General features: G+C 71.6%; 24 protein-coding genes. 8 read left to right on the forward strand and 16 right to left on the reverse strand.

Annotation, left to right across the window (positions count from 1 at the left end):
* Positions 1-144 precede the first annotated feature (144 nt).
* From E1287_RS31190 to E1287_RS31230, 9 genes are all read right to left on the reverse strand, one after another.
* Entirely contained in the window at positions 145-780 is a 636-nt protein-coding gene (locus E1287_RS31190) for a DUF4360 domain-containing protein (protein ID WP_131968855.1), read from the reverse strand.
* 40 nt (positions 781-820) lie between these two features.
* Positions 821-1,474 carry a DUF4360 domain-containing protein gene (locus E1287_RS31195; protein ID WP_131968856.1) on the reverse strand — a complete coding sequence of 218 codons (654 nt, stop codon included), beginning with the start codon at positions 1,472-1,474 and terminating at the stop codon, positions 821-823.
* 324 nt (positions 1,475-1,798) lie between these two features.
* On the reverse strand, positions 1,799-2,026 hold the full coding sequence (locus E1287_RS31200; protein WP_131968857.1) for a hypothetical protein: 228 nt from the start codon (positions 2,024-2,026) through the stop codon (positions 1,799-1,801).
* 182 nt (positions 2,027-2,208) lie between these two features.
* Positions 2,209-2,973 (reverse strand): trypsin-like serine protease, encoded by a 765-nt coding sequence (locus E1287_RS31205; protein ID WP_165969272.1) that lies wholly within the window; start codon positions 2,971-2,973, stop codon positions 2,209-2,211.
* A 293-nt stretch (positions 2,974-3,266) separates the two neighbouring features.
* Entirely contained in the window at positions 3,267-4,550 is a 1,284-nt protein-coding gene (locus E1287_RS31210) for a S8 family peptidase (protein WP_131968859.1), read from the reverse strand.
* Between the two features lie 263 nt (positions 4,551-4,813).
* The gene (locus E1287_RS31215; RefSeq protein ID WP_131968860.1) at positions 4,814-6,112 is read right to left on the reverse strand and encodes a M14 family metallopeptidase; all 1,299 of its coding nucleotides are present in this window, start codon (positions 6,110-6,112) and stop codon (positions 4,814-4,816) included.
* 390 nt (positions 6,113-6,502) lie between these two features.
* The gene (locus E1287_RS31220) at positions 6,503-7,459 is read right to left on the reverse strand and encodes a M28 family metallopeptidase (RefSeq protein WP_243719558.1); all 957 of its coding nucleotides are present in this window, start codon (positions 7,457-7,459) and stop codon (positions 6,503-6,505) included.
* 264 nt (positions 7,460-7,723) lie between these two features.
* Positions 7,724-8,962 carry a S8 family peptidase gene (locus tag E1287_RS31225; RefSeq protein ID WP_131968862.1) on the reverse strand — a complete coding sequence of 413 codons (1,239 nt, stop codon included), beginning with the start codon at positions 8,960-8,962 and terminating at the stop codon, positions 7,724-7,726.
* A 141-nt stretch (positions 8,963-9,103) separates the two neighbouring features.
* The gene (locus tag E1287_RS31230) at positions 9,104-11,968 is read right to left on the reverse strand and encodes a LuxR family transcriptional regulator (protein ID WP_131968863.1); all 2,865 of its coding nucleotides are present in this window, start codon (positions 11,966-11,968) and stop codon (positions 9,104-9,106) included.
* Between the two features lie 312 nt (positions 11,969-12,280).
* Between E1287_RS31230 and E1287_RS31235 the strand changes: the two genes are divergently transcribed.
* A complete protein-coding gene (locus tag E1287_RS31235) occupies positions 12,281-14,116 on the forward strand; it encodes a serine/threonine-protein kinase (protein WP_131968864.1) in 1,836 nt (611 codons plus the stop codon).
* A gap of 13 nt (positions 14,117-14,129) precedes the next feature.
* On the opposite strand, the gene E1287_RS31240 is transcribed toward E1287_RS31235, so the two are convergent.
* From E1287_RS31240 to E1287_RS31250, 3 genes are all read right to left on the reverse strand, one after another.
* Positions 14,130-14,951: an FHA domain-containing protein gene (locus tag E1287_RS31240; protein WP_207934572.1), complete on the reverse strand. Its 822-nt coding sequence runs from the start codon at positions 14,949-14,951 to the stop codon at positions 14,130-14,132.
* A gap of 95 nt (positions 14,952-15,046) precedes the next feature.
* Positions 15,047-16,513, reverse strand: coding sequence for a serine/threonine-protein kinase (locus E1287_RS31245; RefSeq protein WP_207934573.1), 1,467 nt, complete (start codon positions 16,511-16,513; stop codon positions 15,047-15,049).
* Positions 16,500-18,695, reverse strand: a complete 2,196-nt coding sequence (locus E1287_RS31250; RefSeq protein WP_131968865.1) for a serine/threonine-protein kinase — start codon at positions 18,693-18,695, stop codon at positions 16,500-16,502. The genes E1287_RS31245 and E1287_RS31250 overlap by 14 nt, the downstream gene beginning before the upstream one ends.
* A 91-nt stretch (positions 18,696-18,786) precedes the next feature.
* Here E1287_RS31250 and E1287_RS31255 point away from each other — a divergent pair, with 91 nt between their 5' ends.
* The 4 genes from E1287_RS31255 to E1287_RS31270 are packed head-to-tail and all read left to right on the forward strand — an operon-like array spanning position 18,787 to position 21,897.
* The gene (locus tag E1287_RS31255) at positions 18,787-19,449 is read left to right on the forward strand and encodes a 4Fe-4S single cluster domain-containing protein (protein WP_131968866.1); all 663 of its coding nucleotides are present in this window, start codon (positions 18,787-18,789) and stop codon (positions 19,447-19,449) included.
* Between the two features lie 20 nt (positions 19,450-19,469).
* Positions 19,470-19,868 (forward strand): YchJ family metal-binding protein, encoded by a 399-nt coding sequence (locus E1287_RS31260; protein ID WP_131968867.1) that lies wholly within the window; start codon positions 19,470-19,472, stop codon positions 19,866-19,868.
* 11 nt (positions 19,869-19,879) lie between these two features.
* Positions 19,880-20,731, forward strand: a complete 852-nt coding sequence (sigJ, locus tag E1287_RS31265) for an RNA polymerase sigma factor SigJ (protein WP_131968868.1) — start codon at positions 19,880-19,882, stop codon at positions 20,729-20,731.
* 50 nt (positions 20,732-20,781) lie between these two features.
* Positions 20,782-21,897: an FAD-dependent oxidoreductase gene (locus E1287_RS31270; protein WP_131968869.1), complete on the forward strand. Its 1,116-nt coding sequence runs from the start codon at positions 20,782-20,784 to the stop codon at positions 21,895-21,897.
* Between the two features lie 70 nt (positions 21,898-21,967).
* Here E1287_RS31270 and E1287_RS31275 read toward each other — a convergent pair whose 3' ends face one another.
* Genes E1287_RS31275 through E1287_RS31290 form a run of 4 tightly spaced genes read right to left on the reverse strand, consistent with a single transcriptional unit; the run spans position 21,968 to position 23,417 of the window.
* Positions 21,968-22,162: a DUF397 domain-containing protein gene (locus E1287_RS31275; protein WP_131968870.1), complete on the reverse strand. Its 195-nt coding sequence runs from the start codon at positions 22,160-22,162 to the stop codon at positions 21,968-21,970.
* A 20-nt stretch (positions 22,163-22,182) separates the two neighbouring features.
* Entirely contained in the window at positions 22,183-22,380 is a 198-nt protein-coding gene (locus E1287_RS31280; RefSeq protein ID WP_131968871.1) for a DUF397 domain-containing protein, read from the reverse strand.
* Positions 22,381-22,416: 36 nt separating this feature from the next.
* Positions 22,417-22,617, reverse strand: a complete 201-nt coding sequence (locus E1287_RS31285) for a DUF397 domain-containing protein (RefSeq protein ID WP_131968872.1) — start codon at positions 22,615-22,617, stop codon at positions 22,417-22,419.
* Positions 22,614-23,417: a helix-turn-helix transcriptional regulator gene (locus E1287_RS31290; protein WP_243719559.1), complete on the reverse strand. Its 804-nt coding sequence runs from the start codon at positions 23,415-23,417 to the stop codon at positions 22,614-22,616. The genes E1287_RS31285 and E1287_RS31290 overlap by 4 nt, the downstream gene beginning before the upstream one ends.
* A 145-nt stretch (positions 23,418-23,562) precedes the next feature.
* Here E1287_RS31290 and E1287_RS31295 point away from each other — a divergent pair, with 145 nt between their 5' ends.
* The 3 genes from E1287_RS31295 (at position 23,563) to E1287_RS31305 (ending at position 24,408) form a co-directional block, all read left to right on the forward strand.
* Positions 23,563-23,805, forward strand: a complete 243-nt coding sequence (locus tag E1287_RS31295; RefSeq protein WP_131968874.1) for a hypothetical protein — start codon at positions 23,563-23,565, stop codon at positions 23,803-23,805.
* A complete protein-coding gene (locus E1287_RS31300) occupies positions 23,802-24,032 on the forward strand; it encodes a hypothetical protein (protein WP_131968875.1) in 231 nt (76 codons plus the stop codon). Before E1287_RS31295 ends, E1287_RS31300 begins: the two co-directional genes overlap by 4 nt.
* A 136-nt stretch (positions 24,033-24,168) precedes the next feature.
* Positions 24,169-24,408, forward strand: coding sequence for a BldC family transcriptional regulator (locus E1287_RS31305; RefSeq protein WP_131968876.1), 240 nt, complete (start codon positions 24,169-24,171; stop codon positions 24,406-24,408).
* Positions 24,409-24,521: the final 113 nt, after the last annotated feature.

Consider the following 24,521-nt stretch of genomic DNA (forward strand, 5'->3'; position numbering starts at 1 on the left):
GTTTTTTTGTTTTTAAATGTTACGGCTACCACCGGGATCTACGCTCGACTAGTCGTCGCCAGCGTCAGAGGTGTAGAAGATACAGCTCGTGCAGGCCGGGCCGCGGCCTTCTGGCTGAAGGGCGCGGCCCGGTCAGTCAGGTGCCTAGCACTTCTTCCAGGAGATGTGGTAGACCGTCTTCACGCTGCCGTCGGTGGAGTCGAAGGACATGAAGCTCGTCTCCTTCGAACTGCCCTTGTTCACGCGCAGCTCGGTGTTGACGTTGAGGTTGCGCTCCTCACCACACGGCTTCCACACCAGCTCTGCCACGTCCGTGCGGTCCGTGAACTGCCAGTTGTTGGAGTACGGGCCGTTGACGGTGTGGGTCTTGGGCGTCGTCTGCGACATGCCCTGGAAGTAGTAGTTCGCGCGTTCCATACCGGAGGCGCCCTTGGCCAGATGCGCGAATCCACGGTAGTCCGCGCTTGCGATCGCGTACGTGAATCCTTGCGGGATGTGGATCTGCATGCTGATCTGGCAGTTCTTACGCATGTCCGTCGGGTTGGAGTCCCCGCCGGCCTGCGCCATGTAGTCGCTGTAGGTGACCGTGAACGACGTGGCGTCACTCGACGGGGCGACCGCGGTGGTGCCGGCGGGGCAGCCGGAGCCGTTGACGGTCTTCACGTCGATGGTGATCTTGTCGGGGGCCGAGAGGGCGTTCGCCGAGGCCGCCGGGGCAACGCCCGCGGTCAAGGTCAGGGCGGCGAGGCAGGCTGCCGAAGCAGTCACTCCTTTGCGCATGGATTTCTCCTTTGGGGGTTTGCGCGGGGTGATGCAGGGACTACGGGCACGTCTTCCACGAGAAGTGGTACTTGGTCTTGATGCTGCCGTCCGTCGAGTCCATGGCGATGAAGCTGGTCTTCGTCTTGTCGGTGCCGGCCGTCGCGCGGATCTCGGTGTTGATGTTGAAGTTCCGCTGCTCGCCGCACTTCTTCCACACCAGCGCGTCCACCGGAATCCTGTCGGTGTACTGCCAGTTGTTGTCGTAAGCGCCCGGGATGTTGTGCTGGATCACCCCGGTCGGCGAGTTGCCCTGGAACCAGTAGCTGGCCTTCTGTACGGCCGACGCGCCCTTCTCCAGGTAGGCGTATCCGCGGTAGTCCGTCTGCGCGATGGCGTAGGTGAAGCCCTGCGGAACGTGCACCTTCATGCTGATCACGCAGTTCTTGCGGCCATCGGTGGGCTTGGAGCTACCTCCCGCCTGCGCCATGTAGTCGCTGTAGGTGACCGTGAAGGCCTCCTTGTCGTCCGAGATCGCGACGGCGGTGGTGCCGGCGGGGCAGCCGGAGCCGTTGACGGTCGCGATGTCGATGGTGACGCCGTCGGGCCCGCGGTCGAGCAGTCTCGAGGACGCGGCGGCGGCCGGGGAGATGGACGCCGCGGTCAGCCCAAGCGCCGCGGCGGCCGCGGCGGTAATGGCGATCCCTTTACGCATGTGATTCCTCTTCGCTGGGAGTGGACGCATTTTTTTCTTCGGCGACCGAAGAGGCGAGTGCCGCCAATCCGGATTAATCGGCACTCGTCAATGGACGTAGATCCAGGATCTGGAATGGAGCGTAACTTTCACCCCAGGCACTGTCAATCATCGGTTTTTAACTTTTCTTGACCCGCCTTCAATTGGGTGCGGGCGGAACGGCATCAAGCTTGATCATCGATTATCGAATGTCAACGGCCAAGTTTTTGACAAGGACCGTTCCATTAAGGAGATCAACATCGATAAACGCGGTGGCGGCGGCCGTGTGCGGACACCTTCCGCAGGTCACGGGGCCGCTTCGAGGGCGGTCGGCGCGAGTTGCGAAAGCCGCGTGCGGAGGGCTTCGGGGGTGTCCGCGTCCACCACGTCGACCTCGTTGACCTGGTCGAACGGCAGCGGGCCGCGCAGCGCCCACCATCGGCGGCGGTCGGAGACGAGGACTCGCCAGCCGGGAAAATCGCGTTCCAGTTCGGCCTTGGCGGCCGCGTGAGATGTTGTGCCGGCAGGACGCATGACCTTGTCTCTCTTCGTGTTTTCCTCTGCGCGCATTGCGACTGGAGCGGTGCGATGACCAGTGCGGCGCGCTGTTGAAATCGGTTCGCTGTTAAATGATTCGCCGCTGGAAGCGGCACGGCGGCCCGCCCTGTGGATGGGAGCGGGCCGCCGCGCCGTGGGGAGACCGAACGGCTAGCGGGTCACTGGCCGATGGTCCGGTCGATCCAGCTCCGGTACCTGGTGATGTCGCTGTACGCGCCGAAGCCGGACCCGTCGGTGGGCTTGTTCCCCGCGGTGCAGGTCCCGATGAGACGGCCTGAATCGGTCAGCATCGGGCCGCCCGAGTCGCCGCCCGCGGTGTCGCCGTCGTTCTCGATGCACAGGGTGGCGCCGAGCACATTGCAGCGGGAATCGTAAATGGTCCCTTCGGAGTACTTGAGAACATTGGAAAGCTGGGACCAGTCGGACCGTGTATAGCCGTATCCGTAGACCCTTTCCCTGGTGCCCGTCGCCGCGTCGCCCGGGCCGCCGAGCGTCGGGTACTGGGCCTGGATGTCCTTGTCGATCCGCAGCAGCGCGATGTCGGACCCGGACGGCTCGCTCACCTGCTGGGTGACGTTCGCCGTCTGGCCGCCGCTCTCGCGCTGCAGGGAGCCCACGCGGACGGAGAGGGAACCGCCGATGCAGTGGTCGGCCGTCAGGATCCAGTGCGCCGCCACGAGCGACGCCGTGCAGGCGAACCGGCCGCCCTTGTACAGCGCGGCGATGAACGGGGGAGCTTCGGTGGCGTTGTGGCCGCCGACTATCGGCACCCGTCCGCTGTTCTGCGCCGTCCCCGGAGCGGGAGCCGGGACGGCGGCGGACGGCGGGAGCGCGGGCGCGTGGACCGCGTTGGGGTAAGGGTTTCCACCGGCGGGCCCGCCCGGTCCACCGGCAACCGCCGGCGCCGCGAGAGCCGCTGTCACGATCAGGACGGCGGCACCGGAAATTGCGCCAAGGCGCCCGGACGTTCGTTTAGTGCGGGGCATCCGATCCTCTCTTCCGCTTCGCGATTGATGCACACCACACCATCGAATGGAAAGCGGGCCGGAACAATCCGGGAAAGGGTACGCGGCCCTACCTATCTATTGTCGCCGGATTCATACGGGGCCACTGACGTCGGACGGCCAATTGGCTTTCACGCTGAATTCGGCGGCGTCGGCGACCCGCCTGGAATTGCCGGACGGGTCGTCGACGCCTGCACGTCTGCCCGGAGGCGCTACCGCGCGGGGAAGGCCGGGGGCGGGGCGGCCAGTTTCGTCACGTTGAGCAAGCGGTTCGGCGAGCCGCTGCCCGGGTTGCTGATCACTCCGGTGTCGGCGGCGGTGACGATCGCGTCGTGGGCCTCGGCCGAACCGGCGCCCGGGTGGCCCTCAAGGAAGATCGCCAGCGCGCCCGTCACGTGCGGGGCCGCCATCGACGTCCCGCTCATCGTGGCCCTGCCGGTGTCGGACGAGTGGCTCGCGGAGACGATGTTGCTGCCGGGCGCGAAGACGTCCACGCAGCGGCCGTAGTTGGAGAAGCTCGACCGGCCGTCGCCGCTGGTGCTCGACGCGACCGTCACGGCCTCTGGGACGTCCGCCGGCGTGCTGCCGCAGGCGTCGGCGCTCTCGTTGCCCGCGGCGACGCCGAACTGGATGCCAGCGGCGACGGCGGCCTTCGTCGCGTCGCGGATCGCCTGCGGCTCGGCGTCGTCGCCGCCGGAGGCGAGGCTCATGTTGCCCACGGACGGCCCCTTGGCGTTCTTCAGCACCCAGTCCAGGCCCTCGACGGTGTCCCGGTCGGGCGCGCTGCCGTCGCAGCCGAGCACCCGGACGCCGACGAGCTTGACGCCCTTGGCGACCCCGTACTCCTTGCCGCCGATGGTGCCGGAGACGTGCGTGCCGTGCCCGTTGCAGTCCTGCGCTTCGGCGTCCTCGTCCACGAAGTCGTGGCCGTGGGAGGCGCGGCCCTCAAACGTCCTGTGGCTGATGCGGATGCCCGAGTCCACCACGTACACGGTGACGCCGGCACCCGTGGCCGGGTAGGCGTAGGAGCCGTCGCTCTTGCCGTCGATGCGGTCCAGACCCCACGACGGCGGGTTCGGCTGGGTCCCGGGGCCGGCCGCTCGCACCATCAGGGACTGCTGGACGTAGCGCACCCGCGGGTCGGCGGCGAGCCGCCGGGCCTGGGCGGCGCTCATCTCGGCGGCGAACCCGCGCAGCGCCGCGCTGTAGACGGTCTCGACGGAACCGCCGTAGCGTCCGGTCAGCTCCTCGGCCTGCGCGGACACCGCCGCCTCGGCACCGGCGGCGAGGGACGTGGCGCCGTGCAGCGCAACGATGTAGTGCCCCTCGATCGCGCCGGACGCCCCGGCGTTCAGGACGGCTCCCCCGGCGGCGTGTGCGGGCGGCCCGGCGAACGCGACGCCGCCCACCAGGGCGGCGACCGCCCACCCCGAGTACCAGGCCATGAGCCCTCGACGTTTCGTGCGGTGGGGACGATTCGTGCGGGGGGCGTTCATCCTCGCTACCTCCTGTGCTGGGGCGGTACCACGGCCGGTCCGGCGGTGGCGCCACCACGATGAGGCGCGGCGGATGACGTAACAATCCGGGGAACCGTAGGTAGAGCTACGTATTGCTCACGCTGACGGCCGCCCGAGCAGGAGCGATGCGGAAACAGCGAGGCGAACACGGCACGGGGCCGCGGCTAGAGGGCGCCGGTCGTCGACCGGCCGCCGCCGCGGCCCCTCCCTCTCCGTCGTCAGCGCTGCTCGTCCGGAGGACGTCAGCAGTACTGGTCCTGCTTGCCGATCGCCCGGTACGGGCAGTCCGCGTACCCGGTCAGGGCCAGCACGGCCGCCTTGTTCCGCGTGGTCTCCCGGACGATGACCTCGTCCGGCGGGTAGAAGTCGGCGTTCCGCGGATACATCTCGAACGTGTACGAGAAGATGTCGTGCTCCGCCCACATCCAGTCGTTGACCGACCCGTCGGTGATGTACAGGTCGCTGGACTGCTGCGGCGTGTAGCGGTTCGTCGCGGCCATCTCGCGGCCGATCGTGGCGAACGTCCGGTTCGCGTCCGCGCTCATGTCGGGCCCGGTGTCGTCGTAGGTGTGGCCCATCGGCCACAGCACCAACTCGCTGTAGGTGTGGAAGTCGATGTGCGCCTTGATCTGCTGTTTGCCGCCCACGACCCGGCTCCGGACGAAGTTGGCGACCGCCTTGGTCTCGACCCCGGCCTCCGGCGAGGGCCCGCGATAGGTCTCGGCGCCCGGCGTGCCGGACGAACCACCGCAGCAGCCCCACTTGTAGGCCCAGTTGCGGTTGAGGTCGATGCCGATCGCGCCCGTGACCGGCTGGCGGTTGTGGCGCCACATGCGGTACTGGCCCGTCGCGATGTCGTACTCCAGGCCGTCCGGGTTCACCGACGCGACGATCCAGATCTCCCGGCCGTTGACGAGCTCGGTGATCTGGTTGTCGGTGCCGTGCCCGTCGGTGAAGAGATTGGCGGCGTAGAGCGCCATCTCGGGGGTGAGGTGCTCGCGGGCGTGCTGGTTGGCGGTGAACAGGACTTCGGGCTCGTCCTCGTCCGTCGCGACATTGTCGCTGATCTTGATGGCGGGGATTTCGCGGCCCTGATAGGTCTTGCCGACGGTGGCGCGCTGGGCGATGGCGGGATGCTCCCGGACGATCTTGTCGAGCTCGGCGACGATCTCCGGGTAATCGTGATAGAGCGCGTCCTCCGGCGGATAACCCAGTTTCAGCGCGAGCTCGTCGACCCGGTGGCCGAGTTTCCTGATCTGCGCGGCCTGGGCGGGCTGCCCGCTGATCACGACGTGGTCCTGCTTGACCTCGTCGATGGAGACGCCGGTGCCGGCGATGGCCGTCCGCTCCTCGCGGGTGTCGGGGCCGGTCACCTTGTAGCGGTGCGGGACGGGCTCGCTCTGAGCGGGCGTTTTGCCGTAGGAGCCGTAGGAGCCGTACGACCCGCGAGGGCCGTTCGTGTCGGCGAGCGCCGAGGGGAGCGCGAGCGAGGTGCCGGCCAGCAGGGCGGCCACCGCCACGGCGAGGGGACGTTTTCGCATAGGGAATCTCCGTTGTCTTCCGTGAAGCACGGCTGCTTTCCGTGAAGCACGACGGCGTGCCGGCGAGAAACCCCCGGGTATGCGGCCCGGCCCGCCTCACCATTCCCCGTGATTTGCTATATTGAGGTCATCGCATGATGGAACAATCGGCGATGAGCTGAGTGGGCATCCCGTATTGTTACGGCGGCCGCGCGCATCGGACAAGGCCGCGGAGCCCAGAATTTATTGACGCTGTCAGGTAGTGACAAGACGCGGAAGAAGGACGCGCGGGACGCCGACCAGAATGTGCCAGGCGGCTGAGAAGTGCGGTCGGCTCCGACCGGGCCGGGCCCAGTCGGGAGGGGTTCTGGGCCCGGCCCTCGGAGAACGGCCGCCGCGCGGGAGGTCCCGTCAGGCGCCGCTGAGTTCCCAGATCGCGTGGGCGATGGCGTCGGTGTTGCGGTCGAGCGCGGTCGCGTCGATGTTCGCGGTGGTGTCGCAGGCGCGGTGGTAGCACCGGTCGTACGGCTGGCCCGCCGTGCCGCCCCACTTGCGCGCCTGCTCCTGCGTCTTGGTGCCCTCGGCGCCGGTGAACAGGCCGCCGGTGGCGACGCCGGCGCGCTGGAACGCGGCGTGGTCGCTGCGCCCGTTGATGACGATGCCCTCCGTCTCGACGCCCTTGCCCTTGAAGAACTCGGTGAGCGGCGCCATCAGCGCGGGGTCGTCGTCGTAGACGAAGTAGCCGGGATTGGGCGAGCCGATCATGTCGAAGTTCAGATAGCCGCTGATCTTCGCGATCTCGCCGTCCGGGAGGCTCTCGACGTAGTGCGTCGACCCGATGAGACCCAGCTCCTCGGCGCCCCACCAGGCGAACCGGAGGTGCTTAGTGGGCTTCAGGTCGTTCGCCGCGACCGCGAGGGCCACCTCCAGGACGCCCGCCGACCCGGAGCCGTTGTCGTTGATGCCCGGCCCGGCGCGGACGGAGTCCAGATGCGACCCGGCCATGAGGACCTGGTCCGCGTCGCCGCCCGGCCAGTCGGCGATCAGGTTGTAGCCGGTCGCGCCGCCGTGCGTGAACTCCTGGACGCGCGTCTCGTACCCGGCGGCGTCCAGCTTCTGCTTCACGAAAGTGATGGACGCCTGGTAACCGGGCCGGCCGTGGGCGCGGTTGCCGCCGTTGGCGTCGGCGACGGCCTGCAACTCCTTGAGGTCCTGCTGGACGCTCGCGACGGGGATGTCCGGTGCGGCCGCGAGCCCGGCGAGCCCGGCGGGGGCGCTGGCCTGCGCGCCGCCGGTGAGGAGGGCGGCCGACAGCGCGGCGGTGGCGGGGAGGGCGAGGGCGATGCGTCGTCTGATCCCGTGTATCACGATCAACTCCTGTGAGCCGTGGACGGTGGAAGGTGCGGACAGGAAGACGGGCGGATCCCGTGGACGCATCTCAGGGAGCCGAGGGCCGGGAGAGCGCTGCCCTGCGGAAGATGCGGCCACGGGACGTCTACCCACTGGCGCCGGGATTCGGAACGCTCCCGGCCGCCGCCTTCTCCTACCGTCGCCGGATAGGCCGGGCCCTGGTCGACCGGGCCCCGACGGGCCGGGCCCCGGTCGACCGGGCCTCGATCAGCCGGGCGCCTATCAGCCGAGCCCGGTCACGTTGAGCAGGCGGTTCGGGGACCCGCTGCCCGGGTTGCCGACCTTGCCGGATTCGGCGGCGCTCGCCAGCGCGTCGTGGATCTGCTGCGCGGTGGCGCCCGGGTGGGCGGACAGGTACAGCGCGGCAGCGCCGGCGGCGTGCGGCGACGCCATGGACGTGCCGTTCATCGTGGCCGTCCCGCCGCCCATCCGGGTGGAGACGATGCTGCTGCCAGGCGCGAACAGGTCGAGGCAGCGGCCGTAGTTGGAGAAGCTCGACCGGGCGTCCCCCTGGGCCGTCGACCCGACCGTGATCGCCGAGGCCGCCCGCGCCGGGCTGGAGCCGCAGGCGTCGGTGGACGCGTTGCCCGCGGCGACCGCGAACACGACGCCGTCCTGCGCCGCGCCGCGCACGGCCTCGTCCACGCTTGCGGAGGCGGGGCCGCTGAGGCTCATGTTGCCGACGGCCGGGCCGGAGGCGTTCTGCGCCGCCCATTCGATGCCGGAGATGACCCCGGAGTACGGGCCGCTGCCCTGGCAGTCCAGCACCCGCACGGCGACGAGGGTCGCCTTCTTCGCGACGCCGTAGTCCTTGCTGCCGACGGTTCCGGCGACGTGGGTGCCGTGGCCTTGGCAGTCGTCGGCGTCGTTGTCGTCGTCGATGAAGTCGTAGCCGCTCTTGGCACGTCCCTCGAAGTTCGTGTGCGAGACGTCGATGCCGGTGTCCGCGACGTAGACGGTCGTGCCCGATCCCTCGTTCGGGTAGGCGTAGACCCTGTTCATCGAGCCGTCGATCCGGTCGAGGCCCCAGGACGGCGGGTTCTGCTGCTCGCCGGCGGCGTGCGCGAGGACGTCCGCCTCGACGTAGCGCACCTCGGGAGCGGCGGCCAGCTTCCGGGCCTGCGCCTTGGTGGCCTTCACGGCGAAGCCGCGGAACACCGTCGAGTACACCTCGGCGACCTTGCCGCCGTGCGCGGCGACCAGGCCCTGCGCCTCGGCACGGACGGCCGCCGCGCCGCCCTTGTGGACGGACGGCGCGCCCTTCAGCGCCACGATGTAGCTGCCGGGGATCACACCGGGGGCGGCGGCGTTGCGGATCTCGGTCGTGGCGGGGGGCGCCGGCGGGGCCGCCTGGCCGTCAGTGCCGGTCTGTCCGGCTACGGCGGTCCCGCCGGCCAGCGTGAGCGCCGCCGCCAGTGCGGCGCCCATGCCGAGCGTGCTGAGTCTCTTCTTCACATGCATCCCTCTGCTCCTCCGTGGGGGGTGCCTGAGCCGCGGGGAGGAGGGCTCAGGCCGGGGGCGAGATTCACCTTCGCCGCCCGGGCAGAGGCTTACAATCCGTGGTGCGGTAGGTAGAGGTACGCAATCATGTCCAGCGCCGCGTCACATCCGGCTGACTTCGGCTCGCGAACTCACGTTGAGCTTGCGCAGCACCTTCGCGACGTGCTGCTCGACGGTGCGCGTTGACAGGAACAGCGCGTCGGCGATCTGCCGGTTGGTGTGGCCGAGCGCCACCAGCCGCGCCACCTCGCTCTCGCGGGGTGAGAGCTCGTCGCCGTAGCCGCGGCGGCCCCGGCGGGACGGCACGGCGACGCCGTGCCCGCGCAGCACCCGGCGGCAGCGGGCGGCGTCCCTGAGCGCGCCGAGCGCGGTGAACTCCTCCGCGAGCAGCGCGAGATCCTGCGCCCCCTCGTCGTCGCCCGCGGTCATCCGGCACCGGGCCGACGCCTCCCCCGCACGGGCCGCCTCGTACGGCTGCGGCAGCGCGGCGTAGGCCGCGTGCGCGGCGGTGAACGCCTCGATCGCCTCTGCCGTGCATCCGCGTGCCATGGCGAGGACGCCCCGGCACGCCGGGAGCGCGGCCGCGGCCGTCGGGGCGTCCCGGCCCGCGATGCCCTCGGCGAACTCCTCGGTCAGCCGCTCGGCCTCCTTCGGGGCGCCGCCGCGGGTGAGCGCGGCGACGGCCATCGGCACCAGGTCCCCGGCCCACACCCAGATGCCCTTCCGCCGCAGCCTGGCGATGCCGCGCTCCGCCTCGGCGCGGCCTTCGTCCAGTTCGCCGCGGGCGATCCGCAGCCGTGTCATGGCGCCCGACGCGGTGGCGAGGATGGTCACGGGCGCGTTGCCGGGATCGGCGAGCCCGGCGGCGTCCAGCTCCTCGGCCGCCGTGTCCCAGTCGCCGACCGCGGACGCCAGCAGCCCGAGGACGAGATGCGCGTCGGACGCGATCCCGGAGACGCCGTGGACGGTCTCCAGCGTCCGCCGCGCCCGGTCGGCGAGCCCGTCCCAGCGGCCCGTGTACCAGTCGAGGCGCAGCGCCGTGCCCTCCACGATGACCTCGTAGAACGCGGCGCCGCAGTCGGCGGCGAGCCGCCCGCCCTCGGCGCGGAACCGCTGCGCCTGCTCGTAGTGCCCGAGCCAGGTGGCGGCGTCGGCGAAGTTCCCGCAGGCGCGGGCGATCTGCTGAAGGTCGGTGTCCGCCCCGGCGCCGCCGATGAGGGCCTCCGCCCGTTCCCAGACGGCGGAGTCGCCGGCGGACATCAGCAGCGCCAGATGGTTCCCGCGCACCGCCGTCCGCACGGCGGGGTCGCTCTCCCCGGCCACCAGCTCCTCGGCCCGTTCGATCCAGCGCCGGCAGACGTCGTACGGCTGGTCGTCCCAGATCGTCATCGCCAGCGCCGCCATGCCGCGCGCCGCCAGCGCCGGACGTTCCCGCAGCTCCTCGACGGCGGCCTCGATGCAGATCCGGCCCGCCTCGTAGTCGCCCATCTGGTTGCGGAGCAGCAGCCCCACGTTCAGCCTGATCTCCCCGCGCACGTCGTCGGGGACGTGCTCGTCCCGCACGACGGTGCTCAGCAGCTCGACGGCCCGGCGGTGGGTGAGCCCGAGGACCGCGTCCCGGCTGAGCTCGACCGCGATCCTGGCGCGTTCCGCGCGTCCGAGCCGCGCGTCGGACAGCAGTTCCTCAAGGAGTTCGACGGCAACGGCCAGGTCGCCCATCTCGCGGGCGGTGCCGGCGGCGGCCTCGGCGAGGCGCTGCCACTCGTCCACCATCCCGGCCTCCCGCGCGTGGTAGGCGAGCTGGACGAGCGGCTGCGGTTCCTCGTCGGCCAGTGCGAGCATCGCCCGCCGGTGCAGCAGGCGCCGGTCCGGACCGGGCAGCGCGGAGTAGACGGCCTGCTGGGCGAGCGTGTGCCGGAACCCGTACCTGTCCTGGCCCCACTCGTGCAGCACCCCGGCGACCAGCGCCTCGCGGACGGCGGACGCCCCGTCCTCCGCCGCCGGGTCGCCGCTCATGACGGCGCCGATCAGCGCCTCCCCCGCCGGCACGCGGAGCACCGAGGCGGCCCGGACGGCGTCCGCCGCCGGGGGCGAGAGCAGGCTCATCCGGTCGGCGATGGCCTCCCGCAGGAGCGTGGGGACCTCCAGATCGTCGAGGACGCCGCTGTCGACCCCCGCCGGATCGCCGGCCACGCCGCCGGGAAGGGCCAGGACGACCTCCTCCACCACGAACGGGATGCCCGCCGTCCGCCGGTGCAGCTCGTCGGCCAGGCACGTCGTGATCTCCGAGACGCCGGTGATCGCGGTGAACATGCCGCGCACGCCGTGCACGTCGAGCGGCTTCAGCGGGAGGAGCACCGCCGTTGTGCCCGGAGGGTGCCGGTACGCGCGGCCCAGCGGAAGCCGCGCGCCCGGCAGGTCCTCCCGGCGGTAGCTGAGCACCGTCGACAGCCCGGCGGGCGGGTCGTCCACGAGGAAGCGCAGCAGGTCGCGGGTGCCGTCGTCCGCCCAGTGCAGGTCCTCCACGATCATCACGGTGTCGCCGAGCGCGTCCAGCAGGGCGCGGACGGCGCGGAACAGCCGGTGCTCGCGGGCGCGGACGTCCTGCAGCGGCTCCGGGGCGGGCGGCAGCCGGTCGGCGAGCTCGGGCAGGTAGGGGCGCAGGGCGCCGCAGACGGGGCTGAGCCCGGCGACCCGGTCGTCCGCCGCACCGCGCAGCAGCTCGAAGACGGGCCCGTACGGGAACGGCTCGCGGAGCGGATGGCAGTTGCCGGACAGGACCCTGCGTCCGCGCGCCGACGGATGCCGGAGCGCCTCGTGGATCAGTCGGGTCTTGCCGATCCCGGCCTCGCCCTCCACGAGGGCCACGGCGGGCGGGTGGGTCATCGCCTCCAGCAAGGAGTGCAGCTCTCCCGAACGGCCGATCAGAACGGGCGCTGCCGGGGTGCGGATGAGTGGGGGGTTCATATGCGACTCCGGCGGGTCGTGCCGCGATGAACACCGTGACGTAGCGATACCGGGTGGTCACCGCGGTGACGTCGAAGCTAAGCCTTCTGGAGGGCCGCGACAACCCCGGGACCGGATTCGCTTGTCCGGGAAACGGTGTGTGTCCGGGTGGTCACTCGGTAGGTTGGTCGCGCGGCGCCGCGCATTGCCGGGTATGTCGCTTATGGGCCGCGTGCAGGGTCGGGTCCGGACCGCGTCGGGCGGTGTCGGTCACGTGCGGTGCCGGCTGAGAGCGGTGCCGGCTGAGAGCGGTGCCGGCTGAGAGGAGCCACGGTGCGTCTCGGAGCGCTGATCGCCGAACGGTACCGGCTGGTCAAGGGGCCCATCCGCGGCGGGACGGGCGAGGTCTGGCTCGCCGAGGACACCCGCCTGCCGCGCACCGTCGTCCTCAAGCGGGCCGCGTCCCGCGACGACGGCTCCGGCGCCTTCGACCGGCTGTGGTCGGAGGCCCGCGCGCAGGCGCGGTTCGATCATCCGCACGTGGTCACGCTGCACGACATCGTCGAGGAGGAGACCGGCGGACGGGTGACGTCCTGGCTCGTCCTGGAGCATGTGCCGGGCGGCAGCCTGGACGACTGGCCGCCGATGTCCCCGCAGGCCGCGGCCGGAGTCGGCGCGCAGATCGCCGAGGCGCTGGCGGCGCTGCACACGCAGGGCATCGTGCACTGCGACGTCAAGCCCGGCAACATCGTCGTCACCGCGGCCCGGATGGCCAAGCTCGCCGACTTCGGCGCCGCCTACCGGCTGGGCGGCACGGACACGATCACGCCGAACGGTCCCGTCAGCCACACGCCCGCGTTCGCCGCGCCCGAGGTCGTGCGCGGGCATCCGGAACCGGCGTCGGACGTGTACTCGTTAGGCGCCACGGTCTACGCGCTGACCGTCGGCGAGCCCCCCGGCGCCGAGCCGGGGTACGACGCGCTGGGGCCGCTGGGCGGCGTCCTCGAAGCCCTGACGCGGTTGGCGCCGGACGAGCGGCCCGGCGCGGACGAGGCACGCCGCATGCTGGACGAGGTCGCCGGAACCGAGCAGCCGGAGCTGCCCGGCCACTCCACTCCGACCGACAACGACGGGCCCAGCACCGAGCAGGGACGGGGCACGGGGTGGGGCCGTCCGGCGGCGTTCGTCCGGCGGCATCCGCGGCCCGTCGCGGCGGCGGCGTTCGCGGTCGCGGCGGCGGCCGTCGCGGTCGCGGTCGTGATCCCCTCCGGCGGCGACGAGGCGCCCGCGCGGCCGAAGCCCGCGTCGCTGATCGGCGACCCGCGCACCGCCGACCCCTGCGCGCTCGCCGACGCGGCAGCGCTCGGCAGGTTCGGCGAGGCGGACCTCGACAACGACTACGGCAACTTCGACCGGTGCGACGTGCTCGTGTCCGTGGGCGAGAACGACGTCATCGACGTCAGGATCGGCATGGCGACCGGCTCGGTACCCGAGACGGGCGGCGGCCCGGCGCGGACGATCGGACGCGTCCGGGTGATCCCGGAAGCGCCCGAGGAGGGCGAGTGCGGCCGGATGCTCGTCCTGCCGCCCCCGGACGGCGGCACCACCATCTCCATCGACGCCCGGCAGACGGAGGAGCCGCGGGCAGGGGCCGCGCCCGCGCCGCTCTGCGCGATCGCCGACACCGCCGTCGCGTCCGCGGTCGCGGTCCTTAACCGGGGGCCGGTCCCGCGCCGGACGCCGCCGTTCCCGCCGCAGTCGCTGGCGCACAAGGACGCCTGCACGATGCTCGGCAACGACGCGCTCGACGTCGTCCCGGGGATCGACGCGGGCGATCCGGAGATCGACTACGGCGCCTGGGCCTGCGAGTGGCACAGCACCACCCGGGACATCCAGGTCAAGCTGCGGTTCGACCGCGGCCAGCCGCTCGGCGCCGAGGACGGCAGCCCCACCCGGCTCGGCGGCCGCCGCGCCTTCGTCGAACCGGACGCGGAGGGCGACGGGACGTGCCTCGTCCGGGTCGTCCACCGCACGTACGCCGACCAGAACGGCGACGATGCGATCGAGATGCTGTACCTCGTCGTGCAGGGCGATCCGCCTACGGACCGGCTGTGCTCGATGGCGACGAGCCTGGCCGGTGCGGCCGCCACGCAACTCCCGGCCGCTTGATCCAAGAGGACCGCTAGCCGTCGATGAGGGCGAGGTCCTCGGTGCGGAGCCTGGTGTGGACCAGCAACGCGACGATCAGGTTGTGGTTGAGCGCGTTGCCGATCGGCGGCGGGATCTCCTCCTCGCGGAGCCCGCCCACGTGCGGGCTGAGCCGGTTGCGCACCTCGGTGACGACGCGGGCGGCCTTCCGCCAGTTCCAGTTCTCGGCCGGGCGGAGCCGCCCGATCTCGTCGGCGACCTGCGCCCACGTGAGCGGCTGCGGCCAGGGCTCCTGCCGCAGGTACCGCTGGGCGAGGCAGACCAGGACGAGCCGCTCCTGGTCGCTGAGCTGCCACGGGGACACCGGCGCGCGCTCGGCGTCGGGGTTCTCCGGGTCGTAGGTCGCGAGCTCGTGCACGTCGACCGGGCCGGACGAGGCCCGTCCCGCCGCGATCCGCACTTCGAGGAGATGCTCCTGGCCGGGCGAGACGATGAACAGCGGCGTGTACATGACCGGCAGCTCCGCCCGGTGCCCGCCGAGCACCAGCCGCGATCCGGGGAACCGGATGGCGAGCTTGCCGAGGTTGTACAGCACCCAGCGGGAGTGCTCGCGGGTGATGATGCCGTGCTGGCGGCTGACGCGCGTGTCGTCGCCGCCGACGCAGACGTGGACGTCCGGCGCGCACCGTCCGAACACGACGTTGAACCGGGCGTCGGGCGACACCCGCATCCCGCCGTTCGAGCCCTTGACGAACAGCGTCCCGGGCTCGGCCGGGGGCAGGCCGGTGGCCAGGCTCCCGATCTCCTCCGGAAGGATGTCGACCTTGCCCTGCGGCTTCCGCATCATCGTCGACATGCGTCCCGTCCTCTCTGCGTGCGCACCCGCGCTCAGCGTAACCCGGCGCCGCGGGAGGGGTACCGCCGTCGATATGGCAGCGGCGGGGGCAGGGGTCAGTAGACGCCTTCGGCGCCCAGGTTGGTGCCCGCGCTCCCCTGGCCGCCCATGACGTTGTTGCCGTCCACCTCGACGGTGAAGCTGCTTCCGCCGGACGGGGCGCGGTACGCCAGCTTCCACGTGATCCGCGGCGGCCAGAGCGGCATCGGGACCGTCTTCCGCCAGGGCAGCTTCACGTCCTCCACCTTCGTGGTCTTCTCGTTGACCATGTAGCTCAGCGAGGAGACCGTGCCGCTGCCCTCGACATTGAAGGTGATCTCGCCGCGCGTCCCGGTCGGGGTGGGCGAGGACGAGGCGGCCGCCGAGGCGGAGGCGGCGGACGGCGTACCCGACGACGGCGCGGCGTTCGCGCCGGTTCCGCCGTCCCGCGTGACGGTCCAGAGCCCGGCCGGGATCCCGATGGCGACGAGCAGCGCGACGACGGCCGCGGCCCCGACCAGCAGGGTGCTGGGCCGCCGCGACCGGTCCGGGTTGGTCGGCGGCCCCGGCGGGAGCGGAGGCATGGTGCCGGGCAAGGCGGGAGCGGGCGCGGGCGGTTCGAGCGTGGGGCGCGGGACGGGCGGGTTCTCGGCCGCCGTCCGGCGCCGGGCGATCTCGGCGATGACGGGCGCGGGCAGCGACGCCGCCGCGCGCTCCCCCCGGCCGGTGGAGCGTCCCGCGACGCGTTCGGCCAGCTCCGCGGCGGTCGGGCGGCGCTCCGGGTCGCGCTGCATGCACGTCTCGATCAGCGAGCGCAGCCCGGTGTCGTCGATCCCGTCCAGCCGGGGCGCCTCGGACTGGACGCGGCGCAGCTTCATGTGCCACACGCCGTCGCCGAACGGCTCCCGGCCGGTGGCGGCGAACGCCAGCGTCGACCCGAGCGAGAAGACGTCGCTGGCCGCGCCGATCGTCTCCCCCGCCCCCTGCTCCGGCGACATGAACCCGGCGGCCCCGGCGCGCGTCCCGGGCCGGGAGACCGACGACGCCTCGATCGCGCGGGCGATGCCGAAGTCGATGACGCGCGGGCCGTCCGCGGTCAGCAGGACGTTCGCGGGGCTCAGGTCGCGGTGCACGACGCCCGCCTCGTGGATCGACACGAGCGCCTCCGCGATCCCGGCCGCGAGCTCCCACACCGCGTCCGCCGCGAGCGGCCCGGACGACCGGACGGCGTCGCGCACCGACACCGACGGCAGGTACTCGGTCACCAGCCACGGCAGCTCCGCCTCCGGGTCGGCGTCGATGACGGCGGCGGTGAACCCGCCGCCGACCCTCCGCGCGACGGCGGCCTCGCGCTGGAACCGGTCGCGGAACTCCTCGTCGGCGGCGAACTCGGGATGCACCATCTTGATCGCCACGGCCCGTCCGGCGGCGGAACGGCCGAGGTAGACGACGCCCATCCCGCCGGATCCGACGCGGGCCAGGACGCGGTAGCGGCGTCCTCCGGTCTCGACCGAGCGGGGGTCGTCCGGCTCAAGGGGTCGCACGTGGTCCTCCGTTGGTGCGCGGTGTGGCGGTCGGCGGCGCGACGGCCCGGACGTCGCCGTTCGCCGTGGCGATGAAGACGAGCCCGTCCGCGGTCACGGGCCGGGTGCGGTTGGGTTCGTCTCCGCCGTACGTCCACTGGATGCGGCCGTCGGCGGCGCTCAGCGCGTAGAGGACGCCGTCGGTGCAGGAGACGTAGAGCGTGGGTCCTGCGAGGCCGAGCGCGGTGGCCTGGCCGCGCGGGTCGTCCGTCCGCTGGGACAGCAGCGCACGCGACCAGACCTGCTTGCCGGTGGCGCCGTCCAGGGCGAGGATCTCGCCGTCGCCCGCTTCGAGGTAGCAGCGGCCGCCGCCGGCCTGGCTGCCCCAGCCGCTGATGTTCCGCCGCTGCCAGGCGAGCGCGCCGGTGTCGATCCGCACACCGTGCATGGTCCCGAACCGGTCGACGGCGTAGACCATGCCGTCGCCGACGACCTGGAAGTCGGGGTAGTCCATCGGGTGCTTCCACCTGGTCTTGCCGGACGCGGCGTCCATGCCGACCAGGCCGTCCCGCGCGAGGACGATCAGGAGGTCGCCCACCCCGGAGACCCCGTACCGGCCGGGCAGCTTCGAGCTCCAGCGCCGCCGCCCGCTGGATCTGCTCAGCGCGGTGATCTCGTCGATGCCGAACACGAGGACCGGGTCGGTGATCGCGAGCTCATCGGTCGGGCCGCTCTCCTCGAAGGAGATGTCGTACGTCCACAGCGTCTTGCCGGTCGTGGTGCGGACGGCGCAGATCTGCTGGCCCTCGGCCTGGCTCAGGTACGTGACGCCGCCGTGGGGGGTGGCGCGCATGCCGCCGTCGCGCGTCCATTTGATCTTGCCGGTGCGCGGGTCGAGGGCGTGCAGGATCTCGTTGCCGTCGTCGCCGTTCGCGAGCACCACCCCGCCGCCGGCGGTGAGCTCCAGGTACCTGTCCTTCTTGCTGACGTGACGCTTCCACCGCGCGACCCCGTCGGGCGGTGGCCCCTCGGGCGTCCGCGGGGTGCCGGAACGCCCCGCGGCGACCGGGTCGCGGCTCCGGTCGCGTTCGTCGTCGCCGGTCAGCCGCCAGACGAGCGTTCCGAGGCCGGTCATGGTCAGGAGACCGGCGCCCGCGCCGATGAGGAGCGTCCGGCGGCCGGGACCGAGGGGCGGGGGGACCGTCCTCGGGCCGTCGCCGGGGCCCGTGTCCGAGGTCGCCACGCTGCTGAGCGCGAGGTCCTGGACCTGCGGACGCGGCGCGGATCGCTGCGGCGGCGCGGGGTTCTCCAGCGGCGCGGCCTCGGCGGTCCGGCGGTCGATCTCCTCCGCGACCGCCGCGGGCAGCCAGCGGGTCCCGAGCAGGGACGGCGCGCCGTCGTCCGGCGGACCGAGCCGTTCTAAGACCCCGGCGGCGGACGGACGCCGCTCCGGATCGAGCCGCAGGCACGCCCCGATCAGGTCGAGCAGCCACGGCTCGTCGATCCCGCCGAGGTCGGCCCGCCCGTTCAGGACGCGCAGGTCGCGGGACTCCAGCGGCCCGTCCCCGAACGGCTCCCGCCCCGTCGCGGCGTACGCGAGCGTCGCGCCGAGGACGAAGATGTCGGCGGACGGCTCGGCCCTCTCGGCGCGGAGCTGCTCGGGCGCCATGAACCCGGGCGTCCCGACGGGCGTGTTCGCGCGGGTGATGGTCACCGCGTCCTCCGGCCGGGAGATGCCGAAGTCGATCACCCGGGGCCCGCCCGCGGTGAGCATCACGTTGCCGGGTTTCAGGTCGCGGTGCACCACGCCGACGCGGTGGATCTCGCCGAGCGCCTCGGCCAGCCCGGCGGCCAGCGACCGGACGGCAGGCGGCGGCAGCGGCCCGAACCGCGTGACGGCCTCGCGCAGCGACAGCCCCGGCAGGTAGGCGGTGACCAGCCACGGCGCCGGGGCGTCGGGGTCGGCGTCCAGCACCGGCGCGGTGAAGACGCCGGTCACCCGGCGGGCGGCGGCGGCCTCCCGGCGGAACCGGGCGGCGAACCGGGGCTCGCCCGCGAACCTCCGCTGGATCACCTTGATCGCGACGGGCCGTCCGCTCGGCGAGCGGCCGAGGTACACCACGCCCATCCCGCCCGCGCCGAGCCGGCCGAGCAGCCGGTACGGGCCCACCCGGTCGGGGTCGGCACCCTGAAGCGGTTGCAACGCCGTCCCCCTCCAGTATCCGATCAGTTGCACGATAGTCGCGGAGAGTGCCCCGGGACCGGTCCCGGCGTGACGGCAGTGTAATCGCGACGTGACCGACGAACGCGGAAAAGACGGCGTGCCCGGCGAAAGCCCACGTCCCGGGCGGGATCCGCTGCGCGAGGCGCGTCCGGTACGGCTGCCGCGCCCGTCGCTTCCGTTGCGGGTGCACGCGTTCGACCCGTACAGCCAGACCAGCGGGCCCGGAACCCGCGCGGTGGTGTGGCTGCAGGGCTGCACGCTGGGCTGCCCCGGCTGCTGGACCCCGGAGACGCACCCTCCCGGCGGACACGAGGTCACCGTGGACGAGCTGTTCGCGCACATCGCCGGGCTCGGCGGGCGGATCGAGGGCGTGACGGTCAGCGGCGGCGAGCCGCTGCAGCAGTTCCGGCCGCTGCTGCGGCTGCTGACGCGCATCCGGGAGGAGACGTCGCTGTCGGTGCTCGTGTTCACCGGCTTCGGCTGGGAGGAGATCGTCCGGATGCCGGGCGCGGCGGCGCTGCGCGACCGCGTGGACGTCCTGCTCGCCGGACGGTACGTGCGGGACCTGCGTCTCGGACGGGGGCTGCGCGGCTCGTCCAACAAGACCGTGCACCTGTTCACGGACCGCTACACCGCCGCCGACCTCGACGCCGTCCCGGACGCGGAGGTCGTCATCCGCGCGGACGGCAGGCTCGCGATCACCGGCATCGACCCGCCGCCCCGCGACGAGTGAGCAGTGGGCAGAATGCGGGGATGGCCAGGTGTCCTTGCGGAGTCGGTGACCGCTACCGGGAATGCTGCGGGCGGCTGCACCGCGGCGAGGCGGCCGCCGCGACGGCCGCGGAACTGATGCGCTCACGGTTCAGCGCGTTCGCCAGGGAGGACGAGGCGTACCTGCTGAGCACCTGGCACCCGGCGACGCGTCCCGAACGGGTCGGGTTCGAGGACGGCCCGCGCTGGACGCGCCTGGAGATCGTCCGCGAGGAGGACGGCGGCCCGGACGACGACAAGGGCGTCGTGGAGTTCCGCGCCCACTACCTCGCCGGATCGGGAGCCGGATCGCAGCCTGGCGAGCTGCACGAGGTGAGCCGCTTCGTCCGGCACGACGGGGCCTGGGTCTACGTCCGGGGCAGGATCATCACCGGCGGGTAGGCTCCGCAGGCGTGGACGACCTGGACTGGGCGGCGCACCGTCCCGCGGTGTTCGGCGCGGCGTACCGGCTGCTCGGCAGCGTGGCGGAGGCCGAGGACGTCGTCCAGGACGTGTGGCTGCGCGCCGAGGCCGCCGACCGGTCGGACGTCGCGGACCCGCGCGCGTGGCTGGTCACGATCGCGGCGCGGCTGTCGTACAACGTGCTCAAGTCGGCGCGCGTCCGCCGCGAGGCCTACACCGGGCCGTGGCTGCCCGAACCGCTCCCGACCGGCTCGGACGCCGCCGACCAGGTGATCGCGGACGAGTCGGTAGGCACCGCGATGCTCCTCGTCATGGAGGAGCTGACGCCGCCGGAGCGGGTGGCGTTCGTCCTGCACGACGTGTTCGACGTGCCGTTCGACCAGGTCGCCGGGGTGCTCGGGAACTCAGCGGCGGCGTCCCGCAAGCTCGCGTCCCGGGCCCGCAAACGCGTGGCGGACGCCCGCGACCAGCACCCGAAGGCGACCCGCACCGAACGCGAGCGGGTACTGACGGCATTCCGCGCGGCAACGGAGCAAGGCGACTTCGACCAGCTCGTGAAGCTGCTCCACCCCGACGCCGTGTACGTCGCGGACGGCGGCGGCAAGGTCGTCGCGTCCCGGCGTCCCGTGGTCGGCGCGGCACGCATCGCCCGCCTGCTCGCCCGCGTCCCGGCGCACTACCGGGCCGAGCGGATCGACTTCATCGAGATCGGCGGCGAGGCGGCGCTGGCCACCTACCGGGACGGCCGCGTCATCTGGGTCGACACGGTCGAGATCGCCGACGACGGCCGGATCACCGCCGTCCGCCGCGTGGCGAATCCGGAGAAACTCGGTCACATCTGAGCCGTCCGACTTGTCTCCCTGGCGCACATCGAGCTGAGAGGGAGAACGGAATGTCGCACGTGGTGATCGTCGGCGGCGGTTTCGCCGGAGTGTGGAGCGCCGCCGCGGCGGCCCGGGTGCGCGGGTCCGGCGACCTGCGCGTCACGCTGATCGCGCCCGGCGCGGACCTCGTCCTGCGGCCCCGCCTGTACGAGCCGGACCCGGAGCGGGCGGCCGTCGCGCTGAAACGCTTCCTGGGGCCGATCGGCGTCGAGCATTTTCGCGCGGCCGTCCAGGACATCGACGTGGACGCCCACCGGGTCATCGCGGACGGCGAGACGATCGGCTACGACCGCCTGGTGCTGGCCGCGGGAAGCCGTCTCGTCCGCCCGGCCATCCCGGGCGCCGACCGCCTCTTCGACGTGGACACCCTCGATGGCGCCCGCCGCCTCCGGGGCCACCTTCGCGGCCGGGACGGATACACGGCCGTCGTGGTCGGTGCCGGTTTCGCGGGCCTCGAAGTCGCCACGGAACTCGCCGGGCGGGGCCGCGTGATCCTCGTAGAGCAGGCCGGAGAGGTCGGTCCCGACCTGGGCCCCGGCCCCCGCCCGGCGATCGAGGTGGCCCTCGACCGCCTAGGCGTAGAACGGCGGCTCGGCACAACGGTGACCGAGGTGGAGGAGAACGGCGCCGTCCTCGCCGACGGCTCCTCCATCCCAGCCGACGCCGTCATCTGGACGGGCGGCCTCCGGGCGAACCCGCTCACCGCGCAGATCCCCGGCGACCGCGACCGCCTCGGACGCCTCATCGTCGACGCGCACCTCCGGGTGGACGGCGACGTGTTCGCGGCCGGTGACGTCGCCGCCGCCCGCGCGGACGAGGGCCGATGGACGGTGCAGAGCTGCCAGCACGCGACCCCGATGGGCAAGACGGCCGGGCACAACGCGGCGGCCGACCTGCTCGGCGTCCCGCCGGTCGACTTCGCCCCGGCCCCGTACGTCACGGACGTCGACCTCGGCGCCGCCGGCGCCGTCTACACCCGCGGCTGGGACCGCCTCATCGCCCTCACCGGCCCGGAAGGCCAATGGGTCAAGCGCTGGATCATGGACGTCATCCACCCACCCCTAGACGACGCCCCCACGATCCTCGCCCACGCCGGAGTGATCACAACCCCCGTCCCCTTCTAACCCACCACCCGCACCACCGGAGAAATGAGAAACCCCCCGGCCTCAGCCGGGGGGTTGCTTGCTTCGGGGGCTACAGGTCCAGGTCCCCGGCCTTGATCCGACCGACGAGACCCCGGAGGGCCTCCCGGCCGACCGTGAGGGGACCGAGCCGGTGGCTTTTGCTGTCACGGATGCCGACGGAGTCGTCCAGGAAGGCCAGCTCGACGCACTGACCACCTTCTCCACCGCTGTAGCTGCTCTTGCGCCACGTGGGCTGCTTGATCATTGGAATCATTTCCTGTGTCGCTACAGGTCCAGGTCGCCGAGCTTGATCCGACCGACGAGATCCTGGAGAGCTTCCCGGTCCACCGACAGGTGTCCCGAATCCACGTTCTTGGAGTCCCGGACCCCGATCTTTCCGTCCAGGGCGGCTAGCTCAACGCAGTCTCCGCCAGTCGAGCTGCTTCGATTGGCCTTGCGCCAGACGGGAGCCGACTCGTTCATGTGATGGCCTCCAGTGCCTTAGCAGCCTGCTGTGGGCTACAGGTCCCAGTCGCCGACCTTGACCCGACCAACGAGATCCCGGAGGGAGTCACGGCAGATCGTGAGGTGACCGAGTTGGGGGTTCTTGCTGTCACGGATGCCGATGGAGTCATCCAGAGCGGCCAGCTCGACACAGTCAGACTGTGCCCCCGATCCACTTCGGCTGGACTTTCGCCAGACGGGTTCCGCGGGGGTCATATCGCCTCCATCGCTTCTCTGATCAGGCGTCGGGAGAGGTCCTCTGGCAACGCCTTCAGTCCGATCTTGTCGTACCGTACTCCGAATTCCCGGACCTCAGTAGAGTCCATGATCAGCCTCCCACCCGTGGGGGCGTCGGCGTAGGCCACCTCCCTGTCCGAGGTGAGGATCTTGAAGGGCCCATCCTGACCGATGTAGCCTCCGGCGGCCCACGGCACTACCCGGACCGCGATGTTCGGGAGTTCACTCATCCTGATCAGATGGGCGAGCTGTGCTCGCATGGTCTCCGATCCCCCGACGGGCCGACAAAGCACCGCCTGGTCGAGGATGACCCAAAGCAACGGCGGGTTCGACCTTTGAAGGATTTCCTGTCGAGACAGCCGAGCGTCGAGAGCCGCCTGGTGGGCTTCGGGACCGTCCACCTCGAGCGCCGCCCGTGCGTACTCCGGGGTCTGGAGCAGTCCAGGCACGTACATGGTCTCGAAGATCCTGAGGATTTTGGCCTTGGCCTCGTAAGACACATGCTCTCGGAACCAGTCCGGGTCATGAGCGAGCCGAGCGAACAGGAGCAGTCGGCGGAAGTGGCCTCCGGTGTCCCAGATCTTGTCCAAGACCTTGGCCTCGTCTTCGGTGATGGTGCGGCGGCCAGCCTCGCAGTTGGAAAGGCCAGATTCTGACCTACCGATGATCTTTCCGAGCTTTTCGAGCGTCAGCCCGTACTTCTTCCTGTAGAAGCGCAGGTCGTGCGCCAACCAGGCGTACAAACTGCTGTCCGGGTCGGGGGGATTTGTCTGCGGCACCAAGCACACCGACCTTTCCAATGTTTTCGGCAACCTAGTCAGGATACGGCGCCCACGACACTCTGTCATCAAGTCACTACGACCGGAGATGGCAATGAGCATCGACACGCCCCGCCGAGGAGATCGCGAAGGAGCGATCCCGTGCGTGGACGAGAGGGACCCGCTCCCTGCCCGGCCTGAGCCCGAGGGGCGGTGGGCCGAGCCCTTCCTGTCGGACAGGAGCGGGATGTGGACGGTCCTCACCCGGCGTCCGCTGACGCGGGGGCAGATCCACTTCGGGCTGAGGTCCATCGTCGCCGCCCAGACGATGGAACGGCTCCGCCGTCAGATGGCGGAGCAGGACGAGAAATGGGACGAGTACCTCGCCCGGAACAGGAGCACCCAGTGATCACTGCGGGTGAGATGGTCCAGCAGATCTTCGTCCAACTGGCGGTCCTCACCGTCGGCAGCGTGCTCGGCGGGATCGTGATCGGCTTCCTGCTGTACCCGAGGCTCTTCCGCCGTGGACGGCACGCCGCCAAGCCGAGCCACTCCCGCGCTCCGGTCGAGCGGCGTCACCGGCAGAGAGAGGTGGCGCCCCTCACCCGGTCATGGGAGTCCAGAGGCCGGTGGTGACCCCCGAAACCCCTCCAGCTCCCGTCAACGGAAGGTAGGTGGTCCATCGGCCTCAGAAAGCGTTCGATGTGCAGCATGGGGCCCCGCACTGAGCGGCGGGGCCCCTTCATATGCAATAGACGGGAGAGCCTAGGAAATGCCGAATTACACACCAGATATCGAGCCTCTATTAACCCCGGCCGAGGTGGCGACGATGTTCCGAGTGGACGTCAAGACCGTCACGCGTTGGGCGCAGGCGGGGAAGCTCAGCTTCGTCCTGACGCTCGGAGGGCACCGTCGTTTCCGCGAGTCGGAGGTCCTCGCACTGCTCGCGGACGGTACGCAGCGGCGGACGGTGCAGCAAGGCGGCAGGGGGCCTGATCGTGGCGACGCGTAGGTGCAACGATGGGGCGTGAAGCAGGGGGCGGCCGGGATGCGTCGGCCGTGACAGGTGTCGTTCTGGCCGGGGCGGGGGCGGTTGAGCCGGTGTTCTCATGGTCGGGTGGTGGC

The sequence above is a fragment of the Actinomadura sp. KC06 genome (genome assembly GCF_004348735.1).
In the GTDB taxonomy this organism is placed as follows: domain Bacteria; phylum Actinomycetota; class Actinomycetes; order Streptosporangiales; family Streptosporangiaceae; genus Spirillospora.